The following is a 22,808-nucleotide window of genomic DNA, read 5'->3' on the forward strand; positions in this document are numbered from 1 at the left end:
AAAACGAAAAACCCCGCTTCGGCGGGGTTTTTTGTTGTCCGTTTTCGTTCAGAGCCGGGCATGGGCTCGGCGCTACACCTTTCCAGCCGGCTTCTTTGGCGGATCTTCGCAGACCTTGTGCTGCACCACCGTCTCGCCGACCTTCCATTCCTTCGTGACCCGACAGCGTTCCTTGGCCTCGGGCTTCTTCGGCGGCTTGGCCGCCGCGGCGTTGGCTTCATCGGCGGCAGCCACCTGCTGCCGCTCCAACCAGGCAGAGGTGGGTGCCGGCGGCGGTGGTTCGGCCAGGGCCGGGCCTGCCAGCAGGGCCAGGCCCAGCAACAGCAGCGCCCTCATGCCGCCACCGCCCGGCCACCCAGCAGCCGCGCCGGCAGCATGAACAGCGCACGCAGGAAGGCAAACAGGGCCGAGAAGGTGATGCCGACCAGGCGGAACGGCAGGCTCAGCAGCCAGACCACTGGCCACAGCAGCAGGGCCAGGATCGCGAGCGGCCAGCACAGCACGAACAATAGGCACCACACGCCCAGCGCGAACAGCGTCTTCATGACAGGTCTCCCTTGCGGCGGCACCCTGCCGCCTGGGATCACCTTGGCGCCCTGCCCGCCCGGCCGCAAACGGTTTGCGACGAAACCGCGCTGGGGCTGACGAAACCGTGGGAATCGGCCGGGCATGGCCCGGCGCTACGGTAACGCCCGCAGGCGTTATTCGAACGAACCGACCGAATCGTGGGCCAGGTTGTCGAAGCGGGTGTATTCGCCGAAGAACTTCAACTTGCACGAACCGGTGGGACCACCACGGTGCTTGCCGATGATGATCTCGGCCAGGCCCTTGTCAGGCGAATTTTCCTTGTTGTAGTAATCGTCGCGGTAGATGAACACGATCATGTCCGCGTCCTGCTCGATTGCGCCCGATTCGCGAAGGTCGGCCATCACCGGGCGCTTGTCGGTACGCGTTTCCAGCGAGCGGTTCAGCTGCGAAAGCGCGATCACCGGCACGTTCAGTTCCTTGGCCAGGCCCTTCAGCGAACGCGAGATTTCCGAGATTTCGGTCGCGCGGTTTTCGCTGTTGCCCGGCACGCTCATCAGCTGCAGGTAGTCGATCACGATCAGGCCCAGGTCGTGCTCGCGCTTCAGGCGGCGGCACTTGGAACGCAGGATCTCCGGCGACACGCCCGGCGTATCGTCAATGAAGATCTTGGTTTCCTTCAGCATCTTGATCGCGCTGGTGACCCGGCTCCAGTCCTCGTCTTCCAGCTGGCCGGTACGCAGGCGCTGCGCGTTGATGCGGCCGTTTGAGGAAATCAGGCGCATCGCCAGCTGCGATGCGGACATTTCCATCGAAAACACCGCCACGCCCTTCTTCGATTTGATCGCCGCATACTCGGCGATGTTCAGCGCGAAGGTGGTCTTGCCCATCGCCGGGCGCGCGGCCAGGATGATCAGATCGGTCGGCTGCAGGCCGGCGGTCATCGCATCGAAATCGGTGTAGCCGGTGGGCAAGCCGGTGATGTTGCCGCCGTTCTCGAAGCGGTTGCGCAGCTCTTCGAAGGCATCCTTCAGTGCGCCGGGCATCGCCACGAAATCGGTACGGCCGCGCGCGCCTTGTTCGGCAATGGCGAACACGCTCTTTTCCGCCGACGCCAGCAGTTCACTGCTGTCGCGACCTTCGGGCTGGAAACCGTCGTTGACAATGTCGGTGCCGACCTGGATCAGCTGCCGCAGCACCGCCTTGTCGCGCACGATCTCGGCATAGGCCACGATGTTGGCGGCCGACGGCGTGGTGCTGGCCAGCTCGATCAGGTAAGCGCCATCGCCCACCAGCTCCATCTTGCCCTGCGATTCGAACCACTCGCCCAGGGTGACCGCATCGAACGGCCGCTCGCGCTCGGACAGCTCGCGGATCGCCCGGTAGATCATCTGGTGATCGCGGCGATAGAAGTCGGTTTCGTTCAGCTGGTCGTTGACCCGGTCGTAGGCTTCCGGGGCCAGCATCAGGCCGCCCAGCACCGCCTGCTCGGCTTCCACCGAATGCGGCGGCACACGCAGTTGGTCGATGCGCGAATCGTCACGATCACGATCACGATCAAAGCCATCGCCGCGGTCTTTGCGGTTGGAACGGAAGCCGGGACGGGCGGACATGCTGCGGTATTTCCTGCGAAAGTGGCCGGGGCCAGTGTAGGCATGCACCCACACCGGCGGCCATGGACAACTCTGTGGATAAGCCGTGGACGAACGGGGGATGGCTGCCGCGGCACAGCGCGGTTGCACAGCCTGAGACGGTCATTATCGCATGGGGTCGGAGCCCGGCGCTGCGCGCCGGGATCCGACCCCGGCAGCGAGGGGTCAGATCCCTCTGCACAGCAGAGGGCTCTGACCCCGCTGGCAACCTCAGTCGCCCTTGGCATGCACCGCGATCAACTGCAGGAAGCGGTCCACATAGCCCTGCAGGAACTTCTGCGTGCCCTCGTTGTGGATCGTGCCATCGGCGCCGATCAGCTCATCCTTGAAGTGGATGAACGCTTCGGGCTGGCCGAGCACGTGCATGTCCAGGAAGGCCAGGCTGTTGCGCAGGTGCTGCTGGGCCACGGCCGTGCCGATCTGGCCGATGGAGGCACCGATCACCGCCGCCGGTTTGCCGCCGAAGGCGCTGTCGCCATACGGCCGCGAGCCGATGTCGATGGCGTTCTTCAGCACGCCCGGCACCGAGCGGTTGTATTCGGGGGTGACGAACAACACCGCGTCGGCGCCGCGCACCTCATCCTTCAGACGGGTGCCCTGGGCCGGGTAGCTGCCATCGAAATCCTGGTTGTACAGCGGCAGATCGTCGATGCGCACGTACTGGAACCGCGCGCGCGAACCGGCCAGCTTCTCCAGGGCCAGCGCCAGCCGGCGGTTGCACGATTCCTTGCGAAGGCTGCCAACAAACACGGCGATGGTGGGTACAGGCATGGCGGCACACTCCTGATGGGGAAAGGACCAGCCTAGCGGCCGGCCCGATGTGCCCCGGTGAAGATCAGCCGCGGGTGACGCCTGCGCGCACCTGCCGCCAGTGGTCCTGCCAGGCTTGGAACATCAGCACGTTCCACAGATGGGTATGCCACTTGCGCTGGCCGCCCAGGAACTGCTGCCACAGCGGCTGCACCGCCGCCGCCGACAGCACGCCTTCGCGCTCCAGCCGCGCCGGCTGCAGCAGATCGTCGGCCCACGGGCGCAGGTCGCCCTTCAGCCAGTCGCTCACCGGTGCGCCAAAGCCGCGCTTGGGTCGATGCACCATGTTCTGCGGCACGTAGCGGCCGAGCACGCGCTTGAGCAGCACCTTGCTGGTGTCCTGGCTGCGCTTGAACGCCAGCGGCAGCGACCAGGCAAACTCGGCCACCCGCCAATCCAGCAGCGGTGCCCGCGCCTCCAGGCTGACCGCCATCGAGGTGCGGTCCACCTTGCACAGCAGATCATCGGGCAGGTAGGAAACGAAATCGGCCAGCATCATCGCGTCGGCCGGCGTGCCGGCCCCGTGCAGCGGGTCGGCCAGGTCGTAGAAGCTGCCCGCCTCGCGTGCACCGATCACCGCCGCCGCCGGGTCGCGCCAGCGCGAAATGCGGTTGCGGTACACATCGCCGATGCCGCGCGCGCCGGTTTCGGCCAGCAGCGCGGCCAGCCCACCGGTACGCGAGGCCTCGCCCTGCTGGTGCGCACGCGCGCCCATCCAGCGCCGCAGCGGCGCCGGCACGCGCCCCAGCATCTGCCAGTTGCGCAGCGCGCGCACGTAGCGCATGTAGCCAAAGAACAGTTCGTCGCCACCGTCACCAGACAGCGCCACGGTCACGCCCTGCCGCGCCAGCCGCGCGACCAGTGCGGTCGGCACCTGCGAGGCATCGGCGAAGGGTTCATCGAACATGGCCGGCAACTGCGGCACCACCGCCAGCGCATCGGCGCCGCTCACATACAGTTCGGTGTGGTCGCAGCCCAGGTGGGTGGCCAGTTCCCGCGCCAGCGGCGCCTCGTCGTGGTGCGAACCGGTAAAGCCGATGCTGAAGCTGTGCACCGGCGTGGCGCTCTGCGCCTGCATCAGCGCGGCCACCAGCGAGGAGTCGGTGCCGCCGGACAGGAACACGCCCACCGGCACGTCGGCCACCATGCGCAGCGAAACCGCATCGCGCAGCAGGCCGTCGAGCTGTTCTTCGGCCTCCTCGATGGTGCCCTGGAACGGTGCGGCCAGCGCCGACTGCATGCGCGCACGCGCGTCCCAGTACGGCCGCTGCGCCTGCTCGGGCCGGTGTGCGCCCGCACCGGCGGCCACCGTGGCCGCATCCAGCCGCAGCACCCGGCCGGGCATCAGCTTGAAGCAGCGCTGGTGGATGCTGTGCGGGGCGGGAATGTAATCCAGGCGCAGCAGCAGGGTCAGCGCATCGCGGTCAATCTCGTTGTCGAACTCCGGGTGCTGCCACAGCGCCTTCAGCTCCGAGCCGAACACCAGGGTGTCGCCGGCCCAGCCGTAGTACAGCGGTTTCTTGCCCACCCGGTCGCGGGCCAGCCACAGGCACTGCTGCTGGCGGTCCCACAGGGCGATGGCGAACATGCCGTTGGCGCGCTGCAGGGTGTCTTCCACGCCCCATTGCAGCACCGCCGCCAGCAGCACTTCGGTATCGGAATGTCCGCGGAAGCTGTGGCCCAGCGGTTCCAGCTCGGCACGCAGCGTGGCGAAGTTGTAGACCTCGCCGTTGTAGGCCATCACGTAACGGCCATCGCTGGACGCCATCGGCTGATGCCCCAGCGGCGACAGGTCGAGGATGCTCAGCCGCCGGTGGGCCAGGGCAATGCCAGCCGCCGCGTCCACCCAGGTGCCACCGTCATCGGGCCCACGGTGGTGCAGCGCCTGGCCCATGGCCAGCGCCTGCGCCTGCAGCCGCTCGGCCGGGGCCTGCGCCGCCGGCAACAACATTCCCGCCAATCCACACATGCATCAGGTTTCCTGCGCCAGGTCCAGGGCGGCGCCAACCACTGCATTGTCGCTTGGAAGCCCGAACATTGCTGCCCCCGCCAGCGGCGTATAGGTATCGGCGCCGCAGACCCGGCGCAGCGGCAGGTGGCCCAGCCCGGCCTCGACCAGGGCGGTCACCACGCCCTCGCCCACCCCGCCGCTGTGGCGGCCCTCGTCCAGCACCAGCACCCGCCGTGCGTCGGCGGCCTGGGCGGCAATGAACGCCGCCGGCAGCGGCACCAGCCAGCGCAGGTCGAGCACGCGCACCTGCCAGCCCAGCTGCTGCTCGATACGGCGTGCCGCGCGCAGGGCTATCGGCACGCCGTTGCCGTAAGTGATCACCAGCAGGTCCTGCGCCTCGGGCGCATAGACGCGGCCTTCGCCGGGCACCAGGGCCTGCCCCGGCGGCGGATAGTCGAACAGCCACTGGCCATCGCCTGCTGCGTGCAGGTCCTTGGTCATGTACAGCGCGATCGGCTCCAGGAACACCGACACCCGCCCATCCACCCGCGCCAGCGCGGCCAGCGTGCGCAGCATCATCACCGCATCGTCGCCGCGCGAGGGGCAACCGACCACCAGCCCGGGAATATCGCGCAGGGCGGTAATGGAGTTGTCGTTGTGGAAGTGGCCGCCGAAGCCCTTCTGGTAGCCCAGGCCGGCCACCCGCACCAGCATCGGGTTGCGGAACTGGTCGTTGGAGAAGAACTGCAGCGAGCAGGCCTCGCCCCGCAGCTGGTCGATGGCGTTGTGCAGGTAAGCCAGGTACTGGATTTCCGGTATCGGCAGCAGGCCCAGGTTGGCCAGGCCCTGGGCCATGCCCAGGATCATGGTTTCATCCAGCAGGGTGTTGAACACCCGGCGTGGACCGAAGCGGCGCAGCAGGTCGCGGGTGACGGTGTAGACCCCGCCTTTCTGCGCCACGTCTTCGCCGAACAGCACCGCCTGCGGGTACTTGCCCAGCAGCTCCTGCAGGGCCTGGTTGATCTGCACCGCCAGATGCCGTGGCGGCTGCGCCTCGGGCAGATGATCGGCGCCGCCGTACATCGATTCACGCAGTGCCGGCGCCAGCACCCGCTCCGCTTCGGCCTGCACCGCGGCGGGCGAGTACGGCGCCAGCGGCGCCAGCACTTCGTCCAGCGACTGCAGCTTGGGCCGTGCATCGGCCTGGTGGGCGGCTGCCAGGCAGCGCGCGCGCAGGTCTTCGTAGGCCTGCTCGATCTGCGCAGCGGTCATCCAGCCCGATTCCAGCGCAATCTGCGCCGAGCGCAGCAGCGGGTCCTGCGCCTCGGCCGCGCACAGGTCGGCCAGCGCGCGCCATTCCACTTCGAAATCGGTGCCGGCGTGGCCCATCAGCCGCGTGGTACGCAGGTGCAGGAAGGTGGGCCGCCGCGTGCGCCGGCAGTGCTCCACCGCGGCCTGCACCTGGCTGTGGCCGGCGGCCAGGTCCAGGCCATCGGCAAAGAAGTAGTCCAGGCCCGGCTGGCGGCTGAAGCGTTCGGCGATCCAGCCTTCGGGCGTCTTCACCGAAATGCCCAGGCCATTGTCTTCGCAGACGAACAGCACCGGCACCGGCAGCTTCTGGTAGGCCGCCCACATGGCGGTGTTGAAGGCGGTCTGCGCGGTGGCATGGTTGGCCGAGGCATCGCCAAAGGAACACAGCACCAGGCTGTCGGCCGGAATCGGCAGTGGCTGCCCCAGGCGCTTGCCGCTCTCGATGGCCAGGGCGGTGCCGACCGCCTTGGGCAGGTGCGAGGCAATGGTGGACGTCTGCGGGAGCACCCACAGCGGGCGGCTGCCCCAGACCTTGTGCCGCCCCCCGCTGGCCGGATCTTCGGCGCTGGCGGCGAAGGACAGCGCCGCATCGCGCAGCGGGTCCAGGCCGGGCACGTGCCGCGAACGCTCGATCATGAACGCCCCGGAGCGATAGTGCAGGAAGGCCGGATCGGTGTGCCGGCACGCCCGCGCCAGCAGCGCGTTGCCTTCATGCCCGGACGAACCGATGGTGTAGAAGACCTTGTTCTGCACCCGCAGCACACGGGCCATCAGGTCCAGCTGGCGGCTGGCCAGCTGTGATTCGAACAGCTCACCGAACGCAGCGGCGCCCAGACCGCTGCCGGGCAGGATCGGTGCATCCGGTGCCGGGCGCTGTCGCGGCACCCCGTCCCATCCACGCACCGCTTCAAGGAAATTGACATCACACACCTCGGCGCGGTTCAGCGCGCGCATGCGTGCGGGAATCGGATCTGGAACGACTGCAAACATCGAACACCCTCCGTGTCGTTGCTGCATTCCGCCGGGCGTGGCACGCGGCCCAGCTTTCGTAGCGTCGAGCTTGCTCGACTACGCTGGAAACCAGTCGAGCAAGCTCGACTCTACGCGCGTGCATCCAGTCGTGCCTGCACCTCGGCGGTGACCGCCGGCATGGGCACGAAGCGCGGTTGCTCGCGCACCCGCTGCAGCCAACCGCGTATTTCCGGGAAGGGCTGCAGGCTGATGCCACCGTCTTCGGCCACATGCGTGTAGGCAAACAGCGCGATATCGGCAATACCGTAATGGCTGCCGGTGAACCACATCGCCTGCCGCAGGTGCTGTTCCATTACCGCCAGCGCGTGCTGCGCACGCTCGTGCAGGCGCGGCAGCTCGGCCCGGCGCGGCGAATCCTGCTCGGTCCAGCCGCGGATGAAGCGCGCCACCGCGATGCAGGGCTCATGGGTGTACTGCTCGAAGAACATCCAGCTCAGCGCCTGCGCGCGCTCCCAGCCATCGGCCGGTAGGTACGGGGTGCCTTCGGCCAGCCAGAACAGGATCGCGTTGGATTCGGTCAGTACGCGGCCGTCATCGCGCACGATCAACGGCACTTTGGCATTGGGATTGAGCGCCAGGAATTCAGGCGTGTGGGTCTGGCCATGCGCACTGTCCACTTCCACCCAGCGGTAGCGGCTACCCACCTGTTCCAGCAGCAACCGCACCTTGTGGCAGTTGCCGGACACCGACATGCCATGCACCGTCAACGGAACGCGTTCTTCCACCATTGCCTGCTCCAGCGAAACCCGGCCGACGGCCGGCTGGGTGCAGTCTGGCAACAGCCGGCAGCGCTGCCAAGCGCGGATGCAGCATCGGCGCGCAGGCCGTCACACAATCAGCGCGGGCGCTGCTGCCACTGCGCGCGCGACTGCCCCCAGATCTGCAGCGGCGGGCCCTGGTAGGGCGGCGGCAACTGGCCCATGCGCAGCAGCTGGCTGCCCAGCTTGCGCGCCACGGCCCTGGACTTTTCGTTGTCCTCGGCAATGGTATGGATCACTTCCTGCCAGTCCTGCGTAGCGAAGGCCCAATCGATGGCCGCCACCGCCGCCTCCGGCGCATAGCCCTGCCCCCAACTGGCGCGGCGGATGCTCCAGCCCACTTCCGGGCCGGGCCAGCCCAGCGGCTGCCAGGGGCCCATGCGGCCGACCCACTCGCCGCTGGCTTTTTCGATCACGCTGAACATCGAGTACCCGAATAACTGCCAGGCACCGGCCAGGCTGCAGAAGCTGCGCCAGGCCGCCGACGGTGGCTGCACCCCGCCCAGGCTGCGCATCACTTCCTCATCGGCACAGAACGCCAGGTAAGGCTGCAGGTCCTGCGCCTGCGGCGGACGCAGGATCAGCCGCTCGGTTTCGATGCGCAGATCGAAGATGCTCATGCCGGTTCCTCTGCCAGACCATGGCCGGACATCATCGTCGATACCGGCCCGGAATCCAGACCCGCAAACGAAACAGGCCGGCAAATGCCGGCCTGTCCGATACCCGCTGCACTGCGTGCGTTACTGGCGATTGGCGGCCGTATCGCCCGCTGCCGCGGTCTGGGTGACCAGCTGGCCATCGACCACCGGCAGGCGATCGCTGGCCGGCTTGTTGTCCAGGCGCACGGTCTTTTCGGCGCCGTCGTAGCGGTAGGTCACGTTGTAACCCTTCACCACGTCGTTGGTGCCCATGGCGATGCGGTTGCCCGGCTTGCTGGCCATGCGCATGGTGCCGGTGGTGCCGTCTTCGTTGCGGTAGGTCACGTTGTAGCCGGTCACGCGGCTGGATTCCGAGGTGGCCGTTTCGGTGTGGCACTGGCGCTCGGTGCGGTTCACCACGCGGCCGCCCACGTGGCGCTTGTCCACCTGGTTGCCGATGAAGCCACCGGCCACGGCACCGGCAGCGGTAGCGGCCTTCTTGCCGTTGCCGCCACCGACCTGGTTGCCCAGCAGGCCACCAACCACGGCGCCGACCACGGTGCCACCGACGTTGCCATCACGCTCGGGCAGGCGCTCCTGCACCACCACGTCCTGGCAGACTTCGTGCGGGGTCTGGGTGGTGGAGGTCTCGCGCACCGCATCGGTGCCGATGACCGTGGCGTAGGCCTTCTGCTTTTCAGTGATCGGATCGACCTTCAGCACATCGGCGTATTCCAGCCCACGCGGCGCGCTCGGGTCGAGCGTATCGGTGCGCGCGCCGTCATCGGCCGCGTTGCCATCGGCCAGGCGGGATTCGGCCGAGGGCTGGGCCGAACCGGCCACGTCGGCCGACGAGCCGCTCTTCATGAAGGCGGCGGTAGCAATACCACCGACCAGCAGTGCGCCTGCTGCGACCAGGACCGTTGTAGTTGTGCTTTTCATGACCTGCTCCCTGCGGACGATCCGCAACGTTCTTGGAACAGATTGCAGCATGGTCCGCCTGAACGGAATCTCCACATTTCCTGCTCATGGCCGTAACCCATTCAGCATCTGGAAATGCTGTGCCCGTGATAGCGTTTGCACATTCCCCGCATGGACTTCCACCATGGCCAACCCGATGCTGCTGCCGGTTCTGCAATGGGCACGCCGGCTGCGCTACCCCACCCTGTTCAAGCTGACCGCCGGTCTGTTTGCCATCACCTTCTTCATTCCCGACCCGATTCCGTTCGTGGATGAGCTGCTGCTGGGCCTGGGCACGCTGCTGCTGGCCAACTGGAAGCAGCGCGGCGCGGCCGTGCCGCCGCCGTTGCAGCAGGGTTGAGCGTGCTGATCGACAGCCATTGCCACCTGGATGCCAGCGAATTCGACCCCGACCGCGATGCGGTGATCGCGCGCGCCCGGGCGGCCGGCGTGCAGGCCCAGGTGGTGCCGGCGGTTACTGCCGCCAGCTGGCCGAAGCTGCGCCAGGTCTGCCAGCACGCGCCGGGGCTGTACCCGGCGTACGGCCTGCACCCGATGTTCCTGGCCGAGCACCGGCCCGAGCATCTGCAGCAGCTGCGCGACTGGATCGAGCGCGAGCGCCCGTGTGCCATCGGCGAATGCGGTCTGGATTTCTTCGTGGGCGATCTGGATATGCAGGCCCAGCAGGACTATTTCCTGGGCCAGTTGCAGCTGGCGCGGGAATTCGACCTGCCGGTGATCGTGCACGCGCGCAAGGCAGTGGATGCGGTGATCGCCGCGATACGCCGCATCGGCGGGCTGCGCGGGGTGGTGCACAGCTATTCCGGCAGCCCCGAACAGGCCGTGCAGTTGCACAAGCAGGGCTTTCTGCTGGGCCTGGGCGGGCCGCTGACGCATGAGCGCGCCCAGCGCCTGCACCGGCTGGTGCGCGAAATACCGCTGGAACAGCTGCTGCTGGAAACCGATGCGCCCGACCAGCCCGATGCTGGCATTCGCGGCCAGCGCAACGAGCCGGCGCGGCTGGCAGTGATTGCCCGCCACGTGGCCGCGCTGCGTGGGGTAGCCGTAGAGGCGGTGGCCCAGGCGACCGCCGACAACGCCCGGCGGTTGTTCAACCTGCCCAAGGTGTGACCCGTCGCCGGGCATGGCCCGGCGCTACCGGTCCTGGGCGGCGTCTGCTTCGGCCTTCACTTTCTTCGGCTCCAGCAGCATCTCCAGCGCCTTGCCCGCTGCTGCGAACGCGAAGGCGCCGGTGATGTGCGTGGCCGCGCCCAGGCCGGCACCGCAATCCAGCTTCAACGCTGCATCGGCGCCCAGGTTGGGGCGCAGGCCGCAGACACTGCCATCGGCCTGCGGGTACTTCACGTTTTCCAGCGAATAGACCGCCGGCACGCCGAAGTAGCGCTTGGCGTTCTTGGGGAAGTTGAACTCGCTGCGCAGCTTCTTGCGGATCAGCGCCAGCATGGCGTCATGTTCGGTGCGCGAGACATCGCGGATGCGCACCAGGGTGGGATCGGTGCGGCCACCGGCTGCGCCCACGGTCAACAGCGGCAGCTTGCGGCGGCGGCACCAGGCAATGGTTTCCACCTTCACCCGGAAGCTGTCGCAGGCGTCGATGACCAGATCGAAGCTGCGGTCCAGCAGTTCGGCCATGTTGCCGGTGGTCAGGAACGCCTCCACCGCATCCACCTCGATCTGCGGATTGATGGCACGACAGCGCTCGGCCATCGCCACCGACTTGTTGCGCCCGTAGTTGCCCTCCATGGCCGGCAACTGGCGGTTGGTGTTGGACACGCAGATATCGTCGGCATCGATCAGGGTCAGGTGCCCCACCGCCGAACGCGCCAGCGCTTCGACCACCCACGAGCCGACGCCGCCCATGCCCACCACCGCCACGCGGCTGCCCTGCAGGCGCTCGAGCGCACCCACGCCATACAGCCGTTCAATGCCGGCGAAGCGTTCTTTGACCTGTTCGTTCATGCGGCTATTTTAACGTGCAGGCGGCGGTCGCCACAGCGCGCCACAACCGAACCCACCGTTGCATGCCCGGAGTGCCCGCATGACTGCCAGCCCCTCCCCCGGCCAGACCACGGCCTACCGCTATCTGTTCGTGCTGGCCCTGGGCCTGCTGATAGGCCTGGTGGCCACGGTGATGGTGGGCCGTGCCCTGCAGGCCCGTCGCGATCCGTTTCCCGACAGCCTGATGCAGGTGATGCAGCGGCAGTCGCAACTGCTGCAGCAGGCCCAGCAGCAGAACCGCTGCAGCCTGGCCGACAGCGTGCCGCGCCTGCAGGCGTTGCGCCTGCTGTCCAACGACCTGGACCTGGCCTTCCCGCAACTGCAACACGACCGCCGCTTCCAGGCCCATGCCAGTGCCTACCGCGGCCGGCTCAACGACGCGCTGGCCGCGCCGCCGGCTGACTGCACGGCACTGGCCACGCGGGTGCAGGCCGTGCAGGACGATTGCCGAGCCTGCCACCAGGATTTCCGCTGATTCATCTTCCAGCCGGAATGCGCTGTCGCGGTTGGCACCTTGTTCACGTGGGAAAGCGGACGATGCCAGCCACCCTGCTGCATGACGCAGCACCACCCGCACCCGCCTTCACGGCCAGGAGACGCCCCATGAAGATCCAGCTCATCGCTGCCGCCACCATCGCCACCCTCGCGCTGGCCGGCTGCGCCACCTCGCCCGGTTACGGCGGCGGTGGTTACAACAATGGCTACAACAACGGCGGCTACGGCAACAACTCCGGCTACAACCAGGGCCGTTGCGCGGACTGCGGTATCGTCACCCGCATCAACACCGTGGCCTCGGGCCGAACCGCACCGGCCGCCACCGGCGCCATCCTGGGCGGTCTGGTCGGCGCCGTTGCCGGCCATGAGATTTCCGACCACACCGGCGGCAGCCGCGGCAACAAGAACATCGCCGCCGCCGCAGGCGCGGTGGGTGGCGCGCTGGCCGGCAACCAGATCCAGAAGAACGTGACCAGCGATACCTACGACATCACCGTGCGCATGGATGATGGCCGCACCGTGGTGGTGAACCAGCGCGACCTGGCCGGTATCCGCGAAAACACCTACGTGCGCGTGGTCAACGGCCGGGTGATCCTGCGCTGACCTGCCCCGGGCCACTGGCAAAGAAAAAGGCCCGCTTGCGCGGGCCTTTTTCGTTCAACGCGATGCGTTCCGGTCAGACCGGCTGCACGGCATCGGCCTGCAGGCCCTTCTGGCCCTGCACGACGGTGAAGGTGACCTTCTGGCCTTCCTTCAGGCTCTTGAAGCCCTGGGTCTGGATGGCACGGAAGTGCACGAACACATCTTCGCCGTTTTCACGGCTGATGAAGCCGAAGCCCTTCGCATCGTTGAACCACTTGACGGTACCGCTCTCGCGATCAGACATCTCACTAACTCCCTGGTGACTCTCTCTTGTTGTTGGATACGCCTGGTTGGGCGGCTGACAAGCAAGGGGGAAGCGAGGTGCAACGATGCAGCGGATCGGTGAGATCTTGCTTCATCAGGCCACGATCCACGGTGACCTTGCCAAGCTCAGCGACTGCAACTTAACCCGACCAAAACGAAAAAGCAACTGGCAAAATCTTTCACTGTCAAGCCCAAAAAGCCAACCATACGGACCAGCATGGACCTCTCATTCATCTTGTACCTGCTAGCGGTCATTTCTGTCCTGGTCGGCCTGGCCGGCATCGTGCTGCCGGCCCTTCCGGGGGTGCCGCTGGTGTTCCTGGGCCTGCTGCTGGCCGCCTGGGCTGACGGTTTCGTGCATGTGGGCTGGCCCACCCTGGTGATCCTGGCCGTGTTGACCGTGCTGTCGCTGCTGGTCGACGTGCTGGCCACCGTGGTGGGTGCGCAACGGGTCGGCGCCAGCCGCAAGGCACTCTGGGGCACCTTCGTGGGCAGCATCGTGGGCCTGTTCTTCATGCCCATCGGCCTGTTCGCCGGCCCGCTGGTGGGCGCCCTGCTGGGCGAGTACTGGCACAGCCGCGAGCTGGGCCGTTCCACCAAGGTGGGCCTGGCCACCTGGCTGGGCATCCTGCTGGGGCTGGCACTGAAGCTGGCGCTGGTCATCGCCATGCTGGGGCTGTTCGCCTTTGCCTGGTTCCTCTAGCGGCCCGTCTTCACACCCCGCGCACGCCGGTGCTGGGCATAAACCGAAGGGGCTGGCCGCAGGTGCGGGCAGCCGCCACACTGTGCATCCACCGTATTCATTTTGAAGGGCCTGCTGCAATGACCCTCCCCGCTCTGCTCCCCCGCCTTGCTCCACTGGCGCTGGCCCTGGCCGCCGCGCCCGTGGCCGCGCAGGAGATCGTGCCGACCGCCACCACCACACCGGCCGGCTGCGCGGCCATCGACACCGATGCCGCCCGCCTGGCCTGCTACGACCGGCTGTTCGGCCACAGTGCCGAGGCCACCGCCGCTGCCGATGCGGCCGCCCAGCAGGCCGCGCAGGCGCTGCGCGAACAACGCCGTGCCGCGCGCCTGAGCCAGGGCGAAGAGAACCTGCGCGCCCGCGTGGGTGACATCTTCCGCCCTGCCCCGGATGACAGCGCGCTGGCAAACGCCGGCCGCGGCTCGCTGCTGGACAGCCGCTGGGAACTGGCCGAAGACTCCAAGCTGGGCCCGTTCCAGCTGCGCGCCTACAAGCCGGTGTACCTGCTGCCCGCGTTCTGGACCAGCGACAAGAACCAGATGCCGCAGTCCCCGAACCCGGTCAACAGCGTGACCACGCCGCAGGTGCTGGACAGCACCGAGCTGAAGTTCCAGATCAGCTTCAAGACCAAGATCACCGAGAACCTGTTCGGCGACAACGGCGATATCTGGGCCGGCTATACCCAGAGTTCGCGCTGGCAGGCCTACAACGCCGAGAATTCCCGCCCCTTCCGCGAAACGAACTACGAGCCGGAAGTGATGATGGTGTTCCGCAACGGCTATTCGATTGGCGGCTGGCGCGGGCGCATGACCGGCATCAGCCTGAACCACCAGTCCAACGGCCGCGCCGACCCGCTGTCGCGCAGCTGGAACCGGGTGATGCTCAACATCGGCCTGGACCGCGAGAACTGGGCGCTGGTGCTGCGGCCCTGGTACCGCATTCCGGAAACGCGCAGCGACGACAACAACCCGGACATTGAAGACTACATGGGCCGTGGCGATGCCACGCTCATCTGGAACCGCAACGGCCATGAGGTCTCGCTGATGGCACGCCATTCGCTGCGCACCGGCGACCGCTCGCACGGCGCGCTGCAGCTCGATTACGGCTTCCCGATCAGCAACCTGCTGCGCGGCCACGTGCAGATCTTCGACGGCTACGGCGAAAGCCTGATCGACTACAACCACAAGGCCACCTACGTGGGCGTGGGCGTGTCGCTGCTGGAGTGGTTCTGATGTCGGTGACGATCTGGCACAACCCGGCGTGCAGCAATTCGCGCGGGGCCCTGGCCCTGATCCGCGACGCCGGCATCGAGCCGGTGGTGGTCGATTACCTGAGCACCCCGCCTGGCATCGCAAGCCTGCGTGCGGTGCTGGCCGAATCCGGCCTGAGCGCCCGTGAGCTGGTGCGCAGCAAGGAGGCGCAGTTCGCCGAACTGGACCTGGCCGACGCGGATGACGCCACCCTGTTGGCCGCCATGGCCGAACACCCGCGCCTGATCAACCGGCCCGTGGTGCGCACGCCCAAGGGCACGCGGCTGTGCCGCCCGCCGGAAACTGTGCTGGAGCTGTTGTAGCAGCGGGCAATCGCGCGACGATGCACGTCCGATCCGGCGACCGTGCACGCTCGGTAGAGTCGACTGTCAGTCGACTGCTGTTCGCCCAGGCCACGAAAATCCCGCGCTGCGCGCGATAGTCGACTGACAGTCGACTCTACCCCGTCGTGTCGCGGGCGATCACGGCCGGTCAACGAAAAACGGCGCCCTGCGGCGCCGTTTTCCGTAATTCCGTTGTGGATTACTCCACCACCACCGGAATCTTGCCGATGCGGGCCTGCCATTCGCGCGGGCCAGTCTTGTGCACCGATTCGCCGGTGGAATCGACTGCCACGGTCACCGGCATGTCCTGCACGGTGAATTCGTAGATCGCTTCCATGCCCAGATCTGCGAAACCGACCACCTTGGCCGCCTTGATCGCCTTGGACACCAGGTAGGCCGAACCACCGACCGCCATCAGGTAGGCCGACTTGTGCTTCTTGATGGCCTCGATCGCGGCCGGGCCGCGCTCGGCCTTGCCGACCATGCCCAGCAGGCCGGTCTGGGCGAGCACCTGTTCGGTGAACTTGTCCATGCGGGTGGCGGTGGTCGGGCCGGCCGGGCCCACCACTTCATCGCGCACCGGATCGACCGGGCCGACGTAGTAGATGAAGCGACCCTTCAGATCGACCGGCAGTTCCTCACCCTTGTTGAGCATGTCGACCATGCGCTTGTGCGCGGCGTCGCGGCCGGTCAGCAGCTTGCCGTTGAGCAGCAGGGTCTGGCCCGGCTTCCAGTTGGCCACGTCTTCGGGGGTGATCGTGTCCAGGTCCACGCGGGTGCCCTTGGACGCGTCGTAGGTCAGCTTCGGCCAGTCTTCCAGCGACGGCGGATCCAGCATCACCGGGCCGCTGCCATCCAGGGTGAAGTGCGCATGGCGGGTGGCAGCGCAGTTCGGAATCATCGCCACCGGCAGGTTGGCCGCGTGAGTCGGGTAATCGTTGATCTTGATGTCCAGCACGGTGGTCAGGCCGCCCAGGCCCTGCGCGCCGATACCCAGCGCATTGACCTTTTCGTACAGTTCCAGGCGCAGCTCTTCGATGCGGTTGGATGCACCACGGGCCTGCAGCTCGGTGATGTCGATCGGCTCCATCAGCGCTTCCTTGGCCAGCAGCATCGCCTTCTCAGCGGTGCCACCAATGCCGATGCCGAGCATGCCCGGCGGGCACCAGCCGGCGCCCATCGTCGGCACGGTCTTCAGCACCCAGTCGACGATGGAGTCGGACGGGTTGAGCATGGCGAACTTGGTCTTGGCTTCCGAACCACCGCCCTTGGCGGCCACGATCACATCGACCGTGTTGCCCGGCACCACCTTCACGTTCACCACGCCCGGGGTGTTGTCCTTGGTGTTGATGCGCTTGCCGGCCGGATCGGCCAGCACCGAGGCACGCAGCTTGTTGTCCGGGTGCAGGTAGGCGCGGCGCACGCCTTCGTTGGCCATGTCTTCCACGCCCATGGTGGCGTCGTCCCAACGCACGTCCATGCCGATTTCCAGGAACACGGTGACGATGCCGGTGTCCTGGCAGATCGGACGGTGGCCTTCGGCGCACATCCGCGAATTGATCAGGATCTGGGCCATCGCTTCCTTCGCGGCCGGCGACTCTTCGCGCTCGTAGGCAGCGGCGAGGTTCTTGATGTAGTCGACCGGGTGGTAGTACGAGATGTACTGCAGCGCGTCGGCGATGGACTGGATGAGGTCTTCCTGCTTGATCGATGTCACGGCTTGCTCGCTTGCTCAAGGCTGGCGGGGGTAATCCGCCCATTTTACCCCCTCCGCCGACTGCGCGTAGATTCGCAGGGGTCAGATCCCTTTCCGCGGGAAAGGGCTCTGACCCCGCCCCCTCTGTCACGCCCCTGCCCTCTCTGGCGTCCTTGCCAACATGAACGCTGAATCGACCTTCCAGACCCACCGCCCGCGCCTGATGGCGCTGGCTTACCGCCTGCTGGGCAGCCGCGCCGACGCCGAGGACGTGGTGCAGGACGCCTGGCTGCGCTGGTCCGGCGCCGACCCGGCCAGCGTGCGCGATGCCGAGGCGTGGCTGGTGACCGCCACCACGCGACTGGGCCTGGACCGCCTGCGCGCGGCCCGGCGCGAGCGCGCGCACTACGTGGGCCCGTGGCTGGCCGAACCGCTGGCGATCAGCCTGGAACCCGACCCGGCCCCTGGCCCGGCGCAACGCCACGCGCTGGCCGACGATGTCTCGGTGGCCTTCCTGACCCTGCTGGAACAGTTGGGACCGGAAGAGCGCGCCGCTTTCCTGCTGAAGGAAGTGTTCGACCACGACTATGCCGAGATCGCCGAGCTGATCGGCCACAGCCAGGCCAACTGCCGCCAGCTGGTGCATCGGGCCAGGCAGCGCCTGCAGGCCGGGCGCCCGCGCTTCAACGCCGATGCCAGCCAGCACCGCGAACTGCTGGCGCGCTTCATGCACGCCACCCAGCAGGGCGACAGCCAGGCCGTGCAGGCCCTGCTGCATGCCAACGCGCGCCTGGTCTCTGATGGCGGCGGTGTGGTGACCGCCGCGATCCGGCCGCTGCTGGGCGCCGAGCGCATCGGCCGGCTGTTCTGGGCCATTGCCCAGCGCGGCCTGGGCCACACCGCGCAGCTGGGCTATGTGAACGGCGAACCGGCGATCCTGCGCTTCGATGGCCAGCGCCTGCATTCGGTCACCACGGTGCAGGTGGTGGACGGGCGCATCGCCGAGGTCTACAGCGTGCTGAACCCGGAAAAATTGTCGGCGGCTGTCACGGCGGCGGACGCGGCGGCGTCCTGGTAGAGAAAGGCGGCCATCGTGGCCGCCGTGGAGCCGAACATGTCCGACCACGCCTCTCCCCGCGTTCCCTACACCCGCCTGGCCGCCGAGGCCTTCAAGGGCCTGCTGGCCACCAGCAAGGCGGTGCATGACAGCTCGATCGACCCGGCGTTGATGGAACTGGTGTTCCTGCGCGTGTCCCAGCTCAACGGCTGTGGCTACTGCATGGACATGCACGGCACCGCGCTGCGCAAGGGCGGCATCGAGCCACGCAAGCTGGACACCCTGCCCGCATGGCACGAAAGCCGCTTCTTCGATGCCCGCGAACGCGCGGCGCTGGGCTGGGCCGAGGCGCTGACAAGGCTGACCGATGGCGCACCGTCGCAGGCCGCGTTCGATGCACTGGCGCCGCACTTCGACGAAAAGGGCATCAGCGACCTGAGCATGGGCATTGCGGTGATCAATGCCTGGAACCGGCTGGGCGCCGGCCTGCTGCCGCCGCTGCCGTAAGGGGCTTTTCTGGCCGGGCTGCGCCCGGCACCCGCCGAGGCAACGGCCAGAGCAAGGGCAACGTCAACAGCTGGGGTTCTGTGGGATGGCGGGGCGGGTGTCCCGCTGCTGTTGGTAGGTGTCGACCTTGGTCGACACGATGGGTCGAGGGGTCAGAGCCCTTTGCGCTGCAAAGGGATCTGACCCCATCTGCACGCCGTGCGCGCGCACAATGGCGGCATGCCTGCTGCCAACGAAAAGAAACCCAGCCTGCGCCAGCGCTTCAAAGCCATGCGCAACCTGCCGCCGTTCCTGCGCCAGGTGTGGCAGACCAGCCCGGCATTGACCCTGGCCAGCCTCGGCCTGCGCATCATCCGCGCACTGCTGCCGGTGGCCATGCTGTACGTGGGCAAGCTGATCATCGATACCGCCCTGCACCTGAGCCAGCACGGTGCCGGCTTCCCGCCGCTGGGCGAAGCGCTGTCCAGCGGCCTGTTGAACCCGATTCTGGGATTGCTGGCGCTGGAATTCGGCCTGGCCATCGCCTCGGACCTGCTGGGGCGGCTGGTCAGCTACGCCGACGCGCTGCTGTCGGAACTGTTCGCCAACGCCACCAGCGTGCGCTTGATGGAGCATGCCGCCACGCTGGACCTGGAAGACTTCGAAGACCCCGACCTGCAGGACAAGCTGGACCGCGCCCGGCGCCAGACCATGGGCCGGATGAACCTGATGAGCCAGTTGTTCGGCCAGGTGCAGGATGCGATCACCGTGGTCAGCCTGGCCGTGGGCCTGCTGGTCTACGCGCCGTGGCTGATCGTGCTGCTGGCGCTGGCCCTGGTGCCCGCCTTCATCGGCGAATCGCATTTCAACGCGGCCGGCTACAGCCTCAACTTCCTGTGGACGCCCGAGCGCCGCCAGCTGGACTACCTGCGCCAGCTCGGCGCCAGCGTGGAAACAGCCAAGGAAGTGAAGATCTTCAACCTGCACCGCTTTCTGGTGGAGCGCTACCGGCGGCTGTCGGCCGCGCTGTTCCTGGCCAACCGTGCGCTGGCGCGGCGTCGCGCGTTCTGGGGCACGCTGCTGGCGGCGCTGGGCACGCTGGGTTACTACACCGCCTACGCGTACATCGCCTGGCGCACGGTGCGCGGCGATTTCAGCATTGGTGACCTGACCTTCCTGGCCGGCAGTTTCCTGCGCCTGCGCCAACTGCTGGAAGGGCTGCTGATCGGGTTCTCGCAGGTGGCCAGCCAGGCGCTGTACCTGGACGATCTGTATTCGTTCTTCCAGATCCAGCCGGAAATCCATTCGCGCGACAACGCGTTGCCGGTGCCGCGCCCGATCCAGCAGGGATTCGTGTTCGAGAACGTGGGCTTCCGCTACCCCGATGCCGAGCAGTGGGCGGTGCGCCACCTGGACTTCCAGCTGCACGCCGGCGAAGTACTGGCTTTGGTGGGCGAAAACGGCGCCGGCAAGACCACCCTGGTGAAGCTGCTCGCGCGGCTGTACGAGCCGGATGAAGGCCGCATCCTGCTGGATGGCCGTGACCTGCGCGACTACGACCTGGACGACCTGCGCGCCAACCTGGGCGTGATCTTCCAGGATTTCGTGCGCTACAACCTGACCGCCGCCGAGAACATCGGCGTGGGCCAGGTGGAGGCCATGGCCGACCAGGCGCGCATTGCCGATGCAGCGCGCCGCGGCATGGCCGAAGAAGTGATCGATGCCCTGCCCGGCGGCTACCAGCAGTTGATCGGTCGGCGCTTCAAGCAGGGCGTGGACCTGTCCGGGGGGCAGTGGCAGAAGATCGCCATCGCCCGCGCGTGGATGCGCGATGCGCAGGTGATGATCCTGGACGAGCCCACCGCGGCACTGGATGCCCGCGCCGAGTTCGAAGTGTTCCAGCGCTTCCGCGAACTGGCCGAGCAGCGCACCGCGGTGCTCATTTCGCACCGTTTCTCTTCGGTGCGCATGGCCGATCGCATCCTGGTGCTGGCCGAAGGCCGGCTGGAGGCCAGCGGCACCCACGCCGAACTGATGGCCCAGGGCGGGCGCTATGCCGAGCTGTTCGAACTGCAGGCGGCGGGCTATCGCTGAACCGTGCCGGCGGGCTGAGAACGCCTCTCGTTCCGGCCAATGAGAACTTCTCTCATTTGGGGTAGAATGGAGGGGACGAAACCATGCCCCGACTACCCCATGTCTTCTGCTTTCGGCGCCGAAACGGTGCTTGAGGTCCGCCACTGGACCGACGCCTACTTCAGCTTCACCCTGACCCGCGACAGCGGTTTCCGTTTCGAGAACGGCCAGTTCGTGATGATCGGCCTGGAAACCGAGGCGCGGCCGCTGCTGCGTGCCTATTCCATCGCCAGCGCGAACTGGGAAGAGCACCTGGAGTTCTTCAGCATCAAGGTGCAGGACGGCCCGCTGACCTCGCGCCTGCAGCACATCAAGCCGGGCGACAAGGTACTGGTCGGCAAGAAGCCCACCGGCACCCTGCTGATCAGCGACCTGCACCCGGGCAAGAACCTGTACCTGCTGGGCACCGGCACGGGCATGGCGCCGTGGCTGTCGGTCATCAAGGACCCGGAAACCTACGAGCGCTTCGACAAGGTGATCCTGTGCCATGGCGTGCGCTACGAAAAGGACCTGGCCTACCGCGATTATTTCGAAAAGGAACTGCGTGAGCACGAGTTCCTGGGCGAGATGATCGGCGACAAGCTGCTGTACTACCCGGCCGTGACCCGCGAACCGTTCGCCAACCAGGGCCGCCTGACCTCGCTGATGGAAAGCGGCGAGATGCAGCGCACCCTGGGCCTGCCGGAACTGAACCCGGAAAACGACCGCGCGATGATCTGCGGCAGCCCGCAGATGCTGGCCGACCTGCGCGCAGTGCTCGATGCACGCGGCTTCCAGGTCTCGCCGCGCATCGGCCAGCCGGGCCACTACGTGTTCGAGCGGGCGTTCGTCGAAAAGTAAGTCCTGCCCTGCCCCTTGCGTGGACGCTGCCTTCCCGGCATCGTCTGCGCTGCACGGGCCGTCGGCCCGAACAGGGGCTCAAGGATGACGAACAAGCGGTTCCCGCAGTCGGTGCGGGCGTGGGTGTGTGCGGCCGCGCTTGCGGTCATGGCCCTTCCGGCCCTGGCCGAATCGCCCGCCCCGGGCGACCTACCGCCACAGGCGCTGGGCAACGACCGCCAGGGCAAGCCGGTCAACCTGGCCGACCAGCGCGGCAAGGTGGTTATCGTGACCTTCTGGGCATCCTGGTGCGGGCCCTGCCGCAAGGAACTGCCGATCTTGGCGCACCTGCAGAAGGTCGTCGGCGAAGACGCGATGAAGGTCTACGCGATCAACTGGGGCGAACCGCGCAACGACGTGAACCGGCTGGTGCGCCACCGCGACTGGCCGAAGCTGGACTACCTGCACGATCCGCGTGGCGCCTTGGCCGAGCAGTACGGCATCGCCGCGGTGCCACACATGTTCATCATCGGCCGCGATGGACAGGTCGCCCATGCCCATCGCGGCTACAGCGAAGCGAGCCTGCCGGGCATCCTGGAGGAAATCATCGCTGCGCTGCCTGAAGACGTGCGCAATCGCCCATCGCAGGCGGGCACCGCAGCCAACTGAGCGGCGGCAAGCGCGCGCAAGGCCGGGCGTGGCCTGGCGCTACCCCGGGGCGTGGGCGGTTACAGCAGCGCTTCGATGGCCCCACGCAGCTGCTCGGGCTTGGTGGTGGGGGCAAAGCGGTCCACCACGTTGCCCTGCCGATCGACCAGGAACTTGCTGAAGTTCCACTTGATGCGCGCGCTGCCCAGCAGCCCGCGCTTCTGCTGCGACAGCCACGCCCACAGCGGATCGGCTCCTTCGCCGTTGACCTCGATCTTCTGCGACAGCGGGAAGCTGACCGGGTAATCCAGCGAGCAGAACTGGCGGATCTGCGCCGCATCGCCCGGCTCCTGCGCGCCGAACTGGTTGCACGGGAAGCCGACCACCACCAGACCGCGCTCGCGGTAATCCTGCCACAGCTGTTCCAGCCCGGTGTACTGCGGGGTGAAGCCGCAGCGGCTGGCCACGTTCACCAACAGCAGCGGGCGACCGGCGTACTGGGCCAGGGCCTGCGGCTGGCCGCCCAGGTCTACGAAGGTGAAATCGAAGGCGGTGGCCATGGCAGCGTTCCCG

At 67.3% G+C, this 22,808-nt stretch carries 25 protein-coding genes; 12 read left to right on the plus strand and 13 right to left on the minus strand.

The window, feature by feature from the left end:
* Positions 1–72: 72 nt before the first annotated feature.
* From C1932_RS12600 to C1932_RS12640, 9 genes are all read right to left on the minus strand, one after another.
* Entirely contained in the window at positions 73–336 is a 264-nt protein-coding gene (locus tag C1932_RS12600) for a hypothetical protein (RefSeq protein ID WP_108762411.1), read from the minus strand.
* Positions 333–545, minus strand: coding sequence for a hypothetical protein (locus C1932_RS12605; protein ID WP_108753563.1), 213 nt, complete (start codon positions 543–545; stop codon positions 333–335). The genes C1932_RS12600 and C1932_RS12605 overlap by 4 nt, the downstream gene beginning before the upstream one ends.
* A 156-nt stretch (positions 546–701) precedes the next feature.
* Positions 702–2,138 carry a replicative DNA helicase gene (locus tag C1932_RS12610; RefSeq protein WP_108762412.1) on the minus strand — a complete coding sequence of 479 codons (1,437 nt, stop codon included), beginning with the start codon at positions 2,136–2,138 and terminating at the stop codon, positions 702–704.
* Positions 2,139–2,387: 249 nt separating this feature from the next.
* Positions 2,388–2,948, minus strand: a complete 561-nt coding sequence (locus tag C1932_RS12615) for an NADPH-dependent FMN reductase (RefSeq protein ID WP_108753565.1) — start codon at positions 2,946–2,948, stop codon at positions 2,388–2,390.
* 64 nt (positions 2,949–3,012) lie between these two features.
* Positions 3,013–4,956 carry an asparagine synthase (glutamine-hydrolyzing) gene (asnB, locus tag C1932_RS12620; protein ID WP_108762413.1) on the minus strand — a complete coding sequence of 648 codons (1,944 nt, stop codon included), beginning with the start codon at positions 4,954–4,956 and terminating at the stop codon, positions 3,013–3,015.
* Between the two features lie 3 nt (positions 4,957–4,959).
* Positions 4,960–7,239 (minus strand): thiamine pyrophosphate-dependent enzyme, encoded by a 2,280-nt coding sequence (locus tag C1932_RS12625; RefSeq protein ID WP_108762414.1) that lies wholly within the window; start codon positions 7,237–7,239, stop codon positions 4,960–4,962.
* A gap of 110 nt (positions 7,240–7,349) precedes the next feature.
* Positions 7,350–8,009 carry a glutathione S-transferase family protein gene (locus C1932_RS12630; RefSeq protein WP_108762415.1) on the minus strand — a complete coding sequence of 220 codons (660 nt, stop codon included), beginning with the start codon at positions 8,007–8,009 and terminating at the stop codon, positions 7,350–7,352.
* A gap of 107 nt (positions 8,010–8,116) precedes the next feature.
* Positions 8,117–8,659 carry a GNAT family N-acetyltransferase gene (locus C1932_RS12635; RefSeq protein WP_108762416.1) on the minus strand — a complete coding sequence of 181 codons (543 nt, stop codon included), beginning with the start codon at positions 8,657–8,659 and terminating at the stop codon, positions 8,117–8,119.
* Positions 8,660–8,779: 120 nt separating this feature from the next.
* Positions 8,780–9,619: a glycine zipper 2TM domain-containing protein gene (locus C1932_RS12640; RefSeq protein ID WP_108753570.1), complete on the minus strand. Its 840-nt coding sequence runs from the start codon at positions 9,617–9,619 to the stop codon at positions 8,780–8,782.
* A 163-nt stretch (positions 9,620–9,782) separates the two neighbouring features.
* Between C1932_RS12640 and C1932_RS12645 the strand changes: the two genes are divergently transcribed.
* Together C1932_RS12645 and C1932_RS12650 are read left to right on the plus strand one after the other, a co-directional pair.
* Positions 9,783–9,998, plus strand: a complete 216-nt coding sequence (locus C1932_RS12645) for a DUF6116 family protein (protein WP_108750061.1) — start codon at positions 9,783–9,785, stop codon at positions 9,996–9,998.
* Positions 9,995–10,768, plus strand: a complete 774-nt coding sequence (locus tag C1932_RS12650) for a TatD family hydrolase (protein ID WP_108762417.1) — start codon at positions 9,995–9,997, stop codon at positions 10,766–10,768. Before C1932_RS12645 ends, C1932_RS12650 begins: the two co-directional genes overlap by 4 nt.
* A 24-nt stretch (positions 10,769–10,792) precedes the next feature.
* Here C1932_RS12650 and C1932_RS12655 read toward each other — a convergent pair whose 3' ends face one another.
* The gene (locus C1932_RS12655) at positions 10,793–11,617 is read right to left on the minus strand and encodes a tRNA threonylcarbamoyladenosine dehydratase (protein ID WP_108762418.1); all 825 of its coding nucleotides are present in this window, start codon (positions 11,615–11,617) and stop codon (positions 10,793–10,795) included.
* Between the two features lie 79 nt (positions 11,618–11,696).
* Here C1932_RS12655 and C1932_RS12660 point away from each other — a divergent pair, with 79 nt between their 5' ends.
* Both C1932_RS12660 and C1932_RS12665 read left to right on the plus strand, forming a co-directional pair.
* On the plus strand, positions 11,697–12,131 hold the full coding sequence (locus tag C1932_RS12660) for a hypothetical protein (RefSeq protein ID WP_108762419.1): 435 nt from the start codon (positions 11,697–11,699) through the stop codon (positions 12,129–12,131).
* Positions 12,132–12,259: 128 nt separating this feature from the next.
* Positions 12,260–12,754 (plus strand): glycine zipper 2TM domain-containing protein, encoded by a 495-nt coding sequence (locus C1932_RS12665; RefSeq protein ID WP_108750065.1) that lies wholly within the window; start codon positions 12,260–12,262, stop codon positions 12,752–12,754.
* A 73-nt stretch (positions 12,755–12,827) separates the two neighbouring features.
* Here the strand turns inward: C1932_RS12665 and C1932_RS12670 are convergent, their stop codons facing one another.
* Positions 12,828–13,037, minus strand: coding sequence for a cold-shock protein (locus C1932_RS12670; RefSeq protein ID WP_065197592.1), 210 nt, complete (start codon positions 13,035–13,037; stop codon positions 12,828–12,830).
* Between the two features lie 237 nt (positions 13,038–13,274).
* Here C1932_RS12670 and C1932_RS12675 point away from each other — a divergent pair, with 237 nt between their 5' ends.
* From C1932_RS12675 to arsC, 3 genes are all read left to right on the plus strand, one after another.
* Positions 13,275–13,760, plus strand: coding sequence for a DUF456 domain-containing protein (locus C1932_RS12675; RefSeq protein ID WP_108762420.1), 486 nt, complete (start codon positions 13,275–13,277; stop codon positions 13,758–13,760).
* Between the two features lie 119 nt (positions 13,761–13,879).
* Entirely contained in the window at positions 13,880–15,034 is a 1,155-nt protein-coding gene (locus C1932_RS12680; RefSeq protein WP_108762421.1) for a phospholipase A, read from the plus strand.
* Positions 15,034–15,375: an arsenate reductase (glutaredoxin) gene (gene arsC / locus C1932_RS12685; protein WP_108762422.1), complete on the plus strand. Its 342-nt coding sequence runs from the start codon at positions 15,034–15,036 to the stop codon at positions 15,373–15,375. Before C1932_RS12680 ends, arsC begins: the two co-directional genes overlap by 1 nt.
* A gap of 220 nt (positions 15,376–15,595) precedes the next feature.
* Here the strand turns inward: arsC and C1932_RS12690 are convergent, their stop codons facing one another.
* Entirely contained in the window at positions 15,596–17,113 is a 1,518-nt protein-coding gene (locus C1932_RS12690; protein WP_108753578.1) for a fumarate hydratase, read from the minus strand.
* Positions 17,114–17,273: 160 nt separating this feature from the next.
* On the opposite strand from C1932_RS12690, the gene C1932_RS12695 reads away from it, so the two are divergent.
* From C1932_RS12695 to C1932_RS12715, 5 genes are all read left to right on the plus strand, one after another.
* On the plus strand, positions 17,274–18,170 hold the full coding sequence (locus C1932_RS12695) for an RNA polymerase sigma-70 factor (RefSeq protein WP_108762423.1): 897 nt from the start codon (positions 17,274–17,276) through the stop codon (positions 18,168–18,170).
* Between the two features lie 36 nt (positions 18,171–18,206).
* On the plus strand, positions 18,207–18,656 hold the full coding sequence (locus C1932_RS12700) for a carboxymuconolactone decarboxylase family protein (RefSeq protein ID WP_108763440.1): 450 nt from the start codon (positions 18,207–18,209) through the stop codon (positions 18,654–18,656).
* Positions 18,657–18,875: 219 nt separating this feature from the next.
* Positions 18,876–20,729 carry an ABC transporter ATP-binding protein gene (locus C1932_RS12705; protein ID WP_108763441.1) on the plus strand — a complete coding sequence of 618 codons (1,854 nt, stop codon included), beginning with the start codon at positions 18,876–18,878 and terminating at the stop codon, positions 20,727–20,729.
* Between the two features lie 99 nt (positions 20,730–20,828).
* Positions 20,829–21,608: a ferredoxin--NADP reductase gene (locus tag C1932_RS12710; RefSeq protein WP_108753581.1), complete on the plus strand. Its 780-nt coding sequence runs from the start codon at positions 20,829–20,831 to the stop codon at positions 21,606–21,608.
* Positions 21,609–21,692: 84 nt separating this feature from the next.
* The gene (locus tag C1932_RS12715) at positions 21,693–22,256 is read left to right on the plus strand and encodes a TlpA disulfide reductase family protein (protein WP_234412132.1); all 564 of its coding nucleotides are present in this window, start codon (positions 21,693–21,695) and stop codon (positions 22,254–22,256) included.
* A 59-nt stretch (positions 22,257–22,315) separates the two neighbouring features.
* Here the strand turns inward: C1932_RS12715 and C1932_RS12720 are convergent, their stop codons facing one another.
* Complete coding sequence (locus C1932_RS12720) at positions 22,316–22,795, minus strand: glutathione peroxidase (protein WP_108762424.1); 480 nt, start codon at positions 22,793–22,795, stop codon at positions 22,316–22,318.
* Positions 22,796–22,808: the final 13 nt, after the last annotated feature.

This window comes from Stenotrophomonas sp. YAU14D1_LEIMI4_1, assembly GCF_003086815.1.
In the GTDB taxonomy this organism is placed as follows: domain Bacteria; phylum Pseudomonadota; class Gammaproteobacteria; order Xanthomonadales; family Xanthomonadaceae; genus Stenotrophomonas.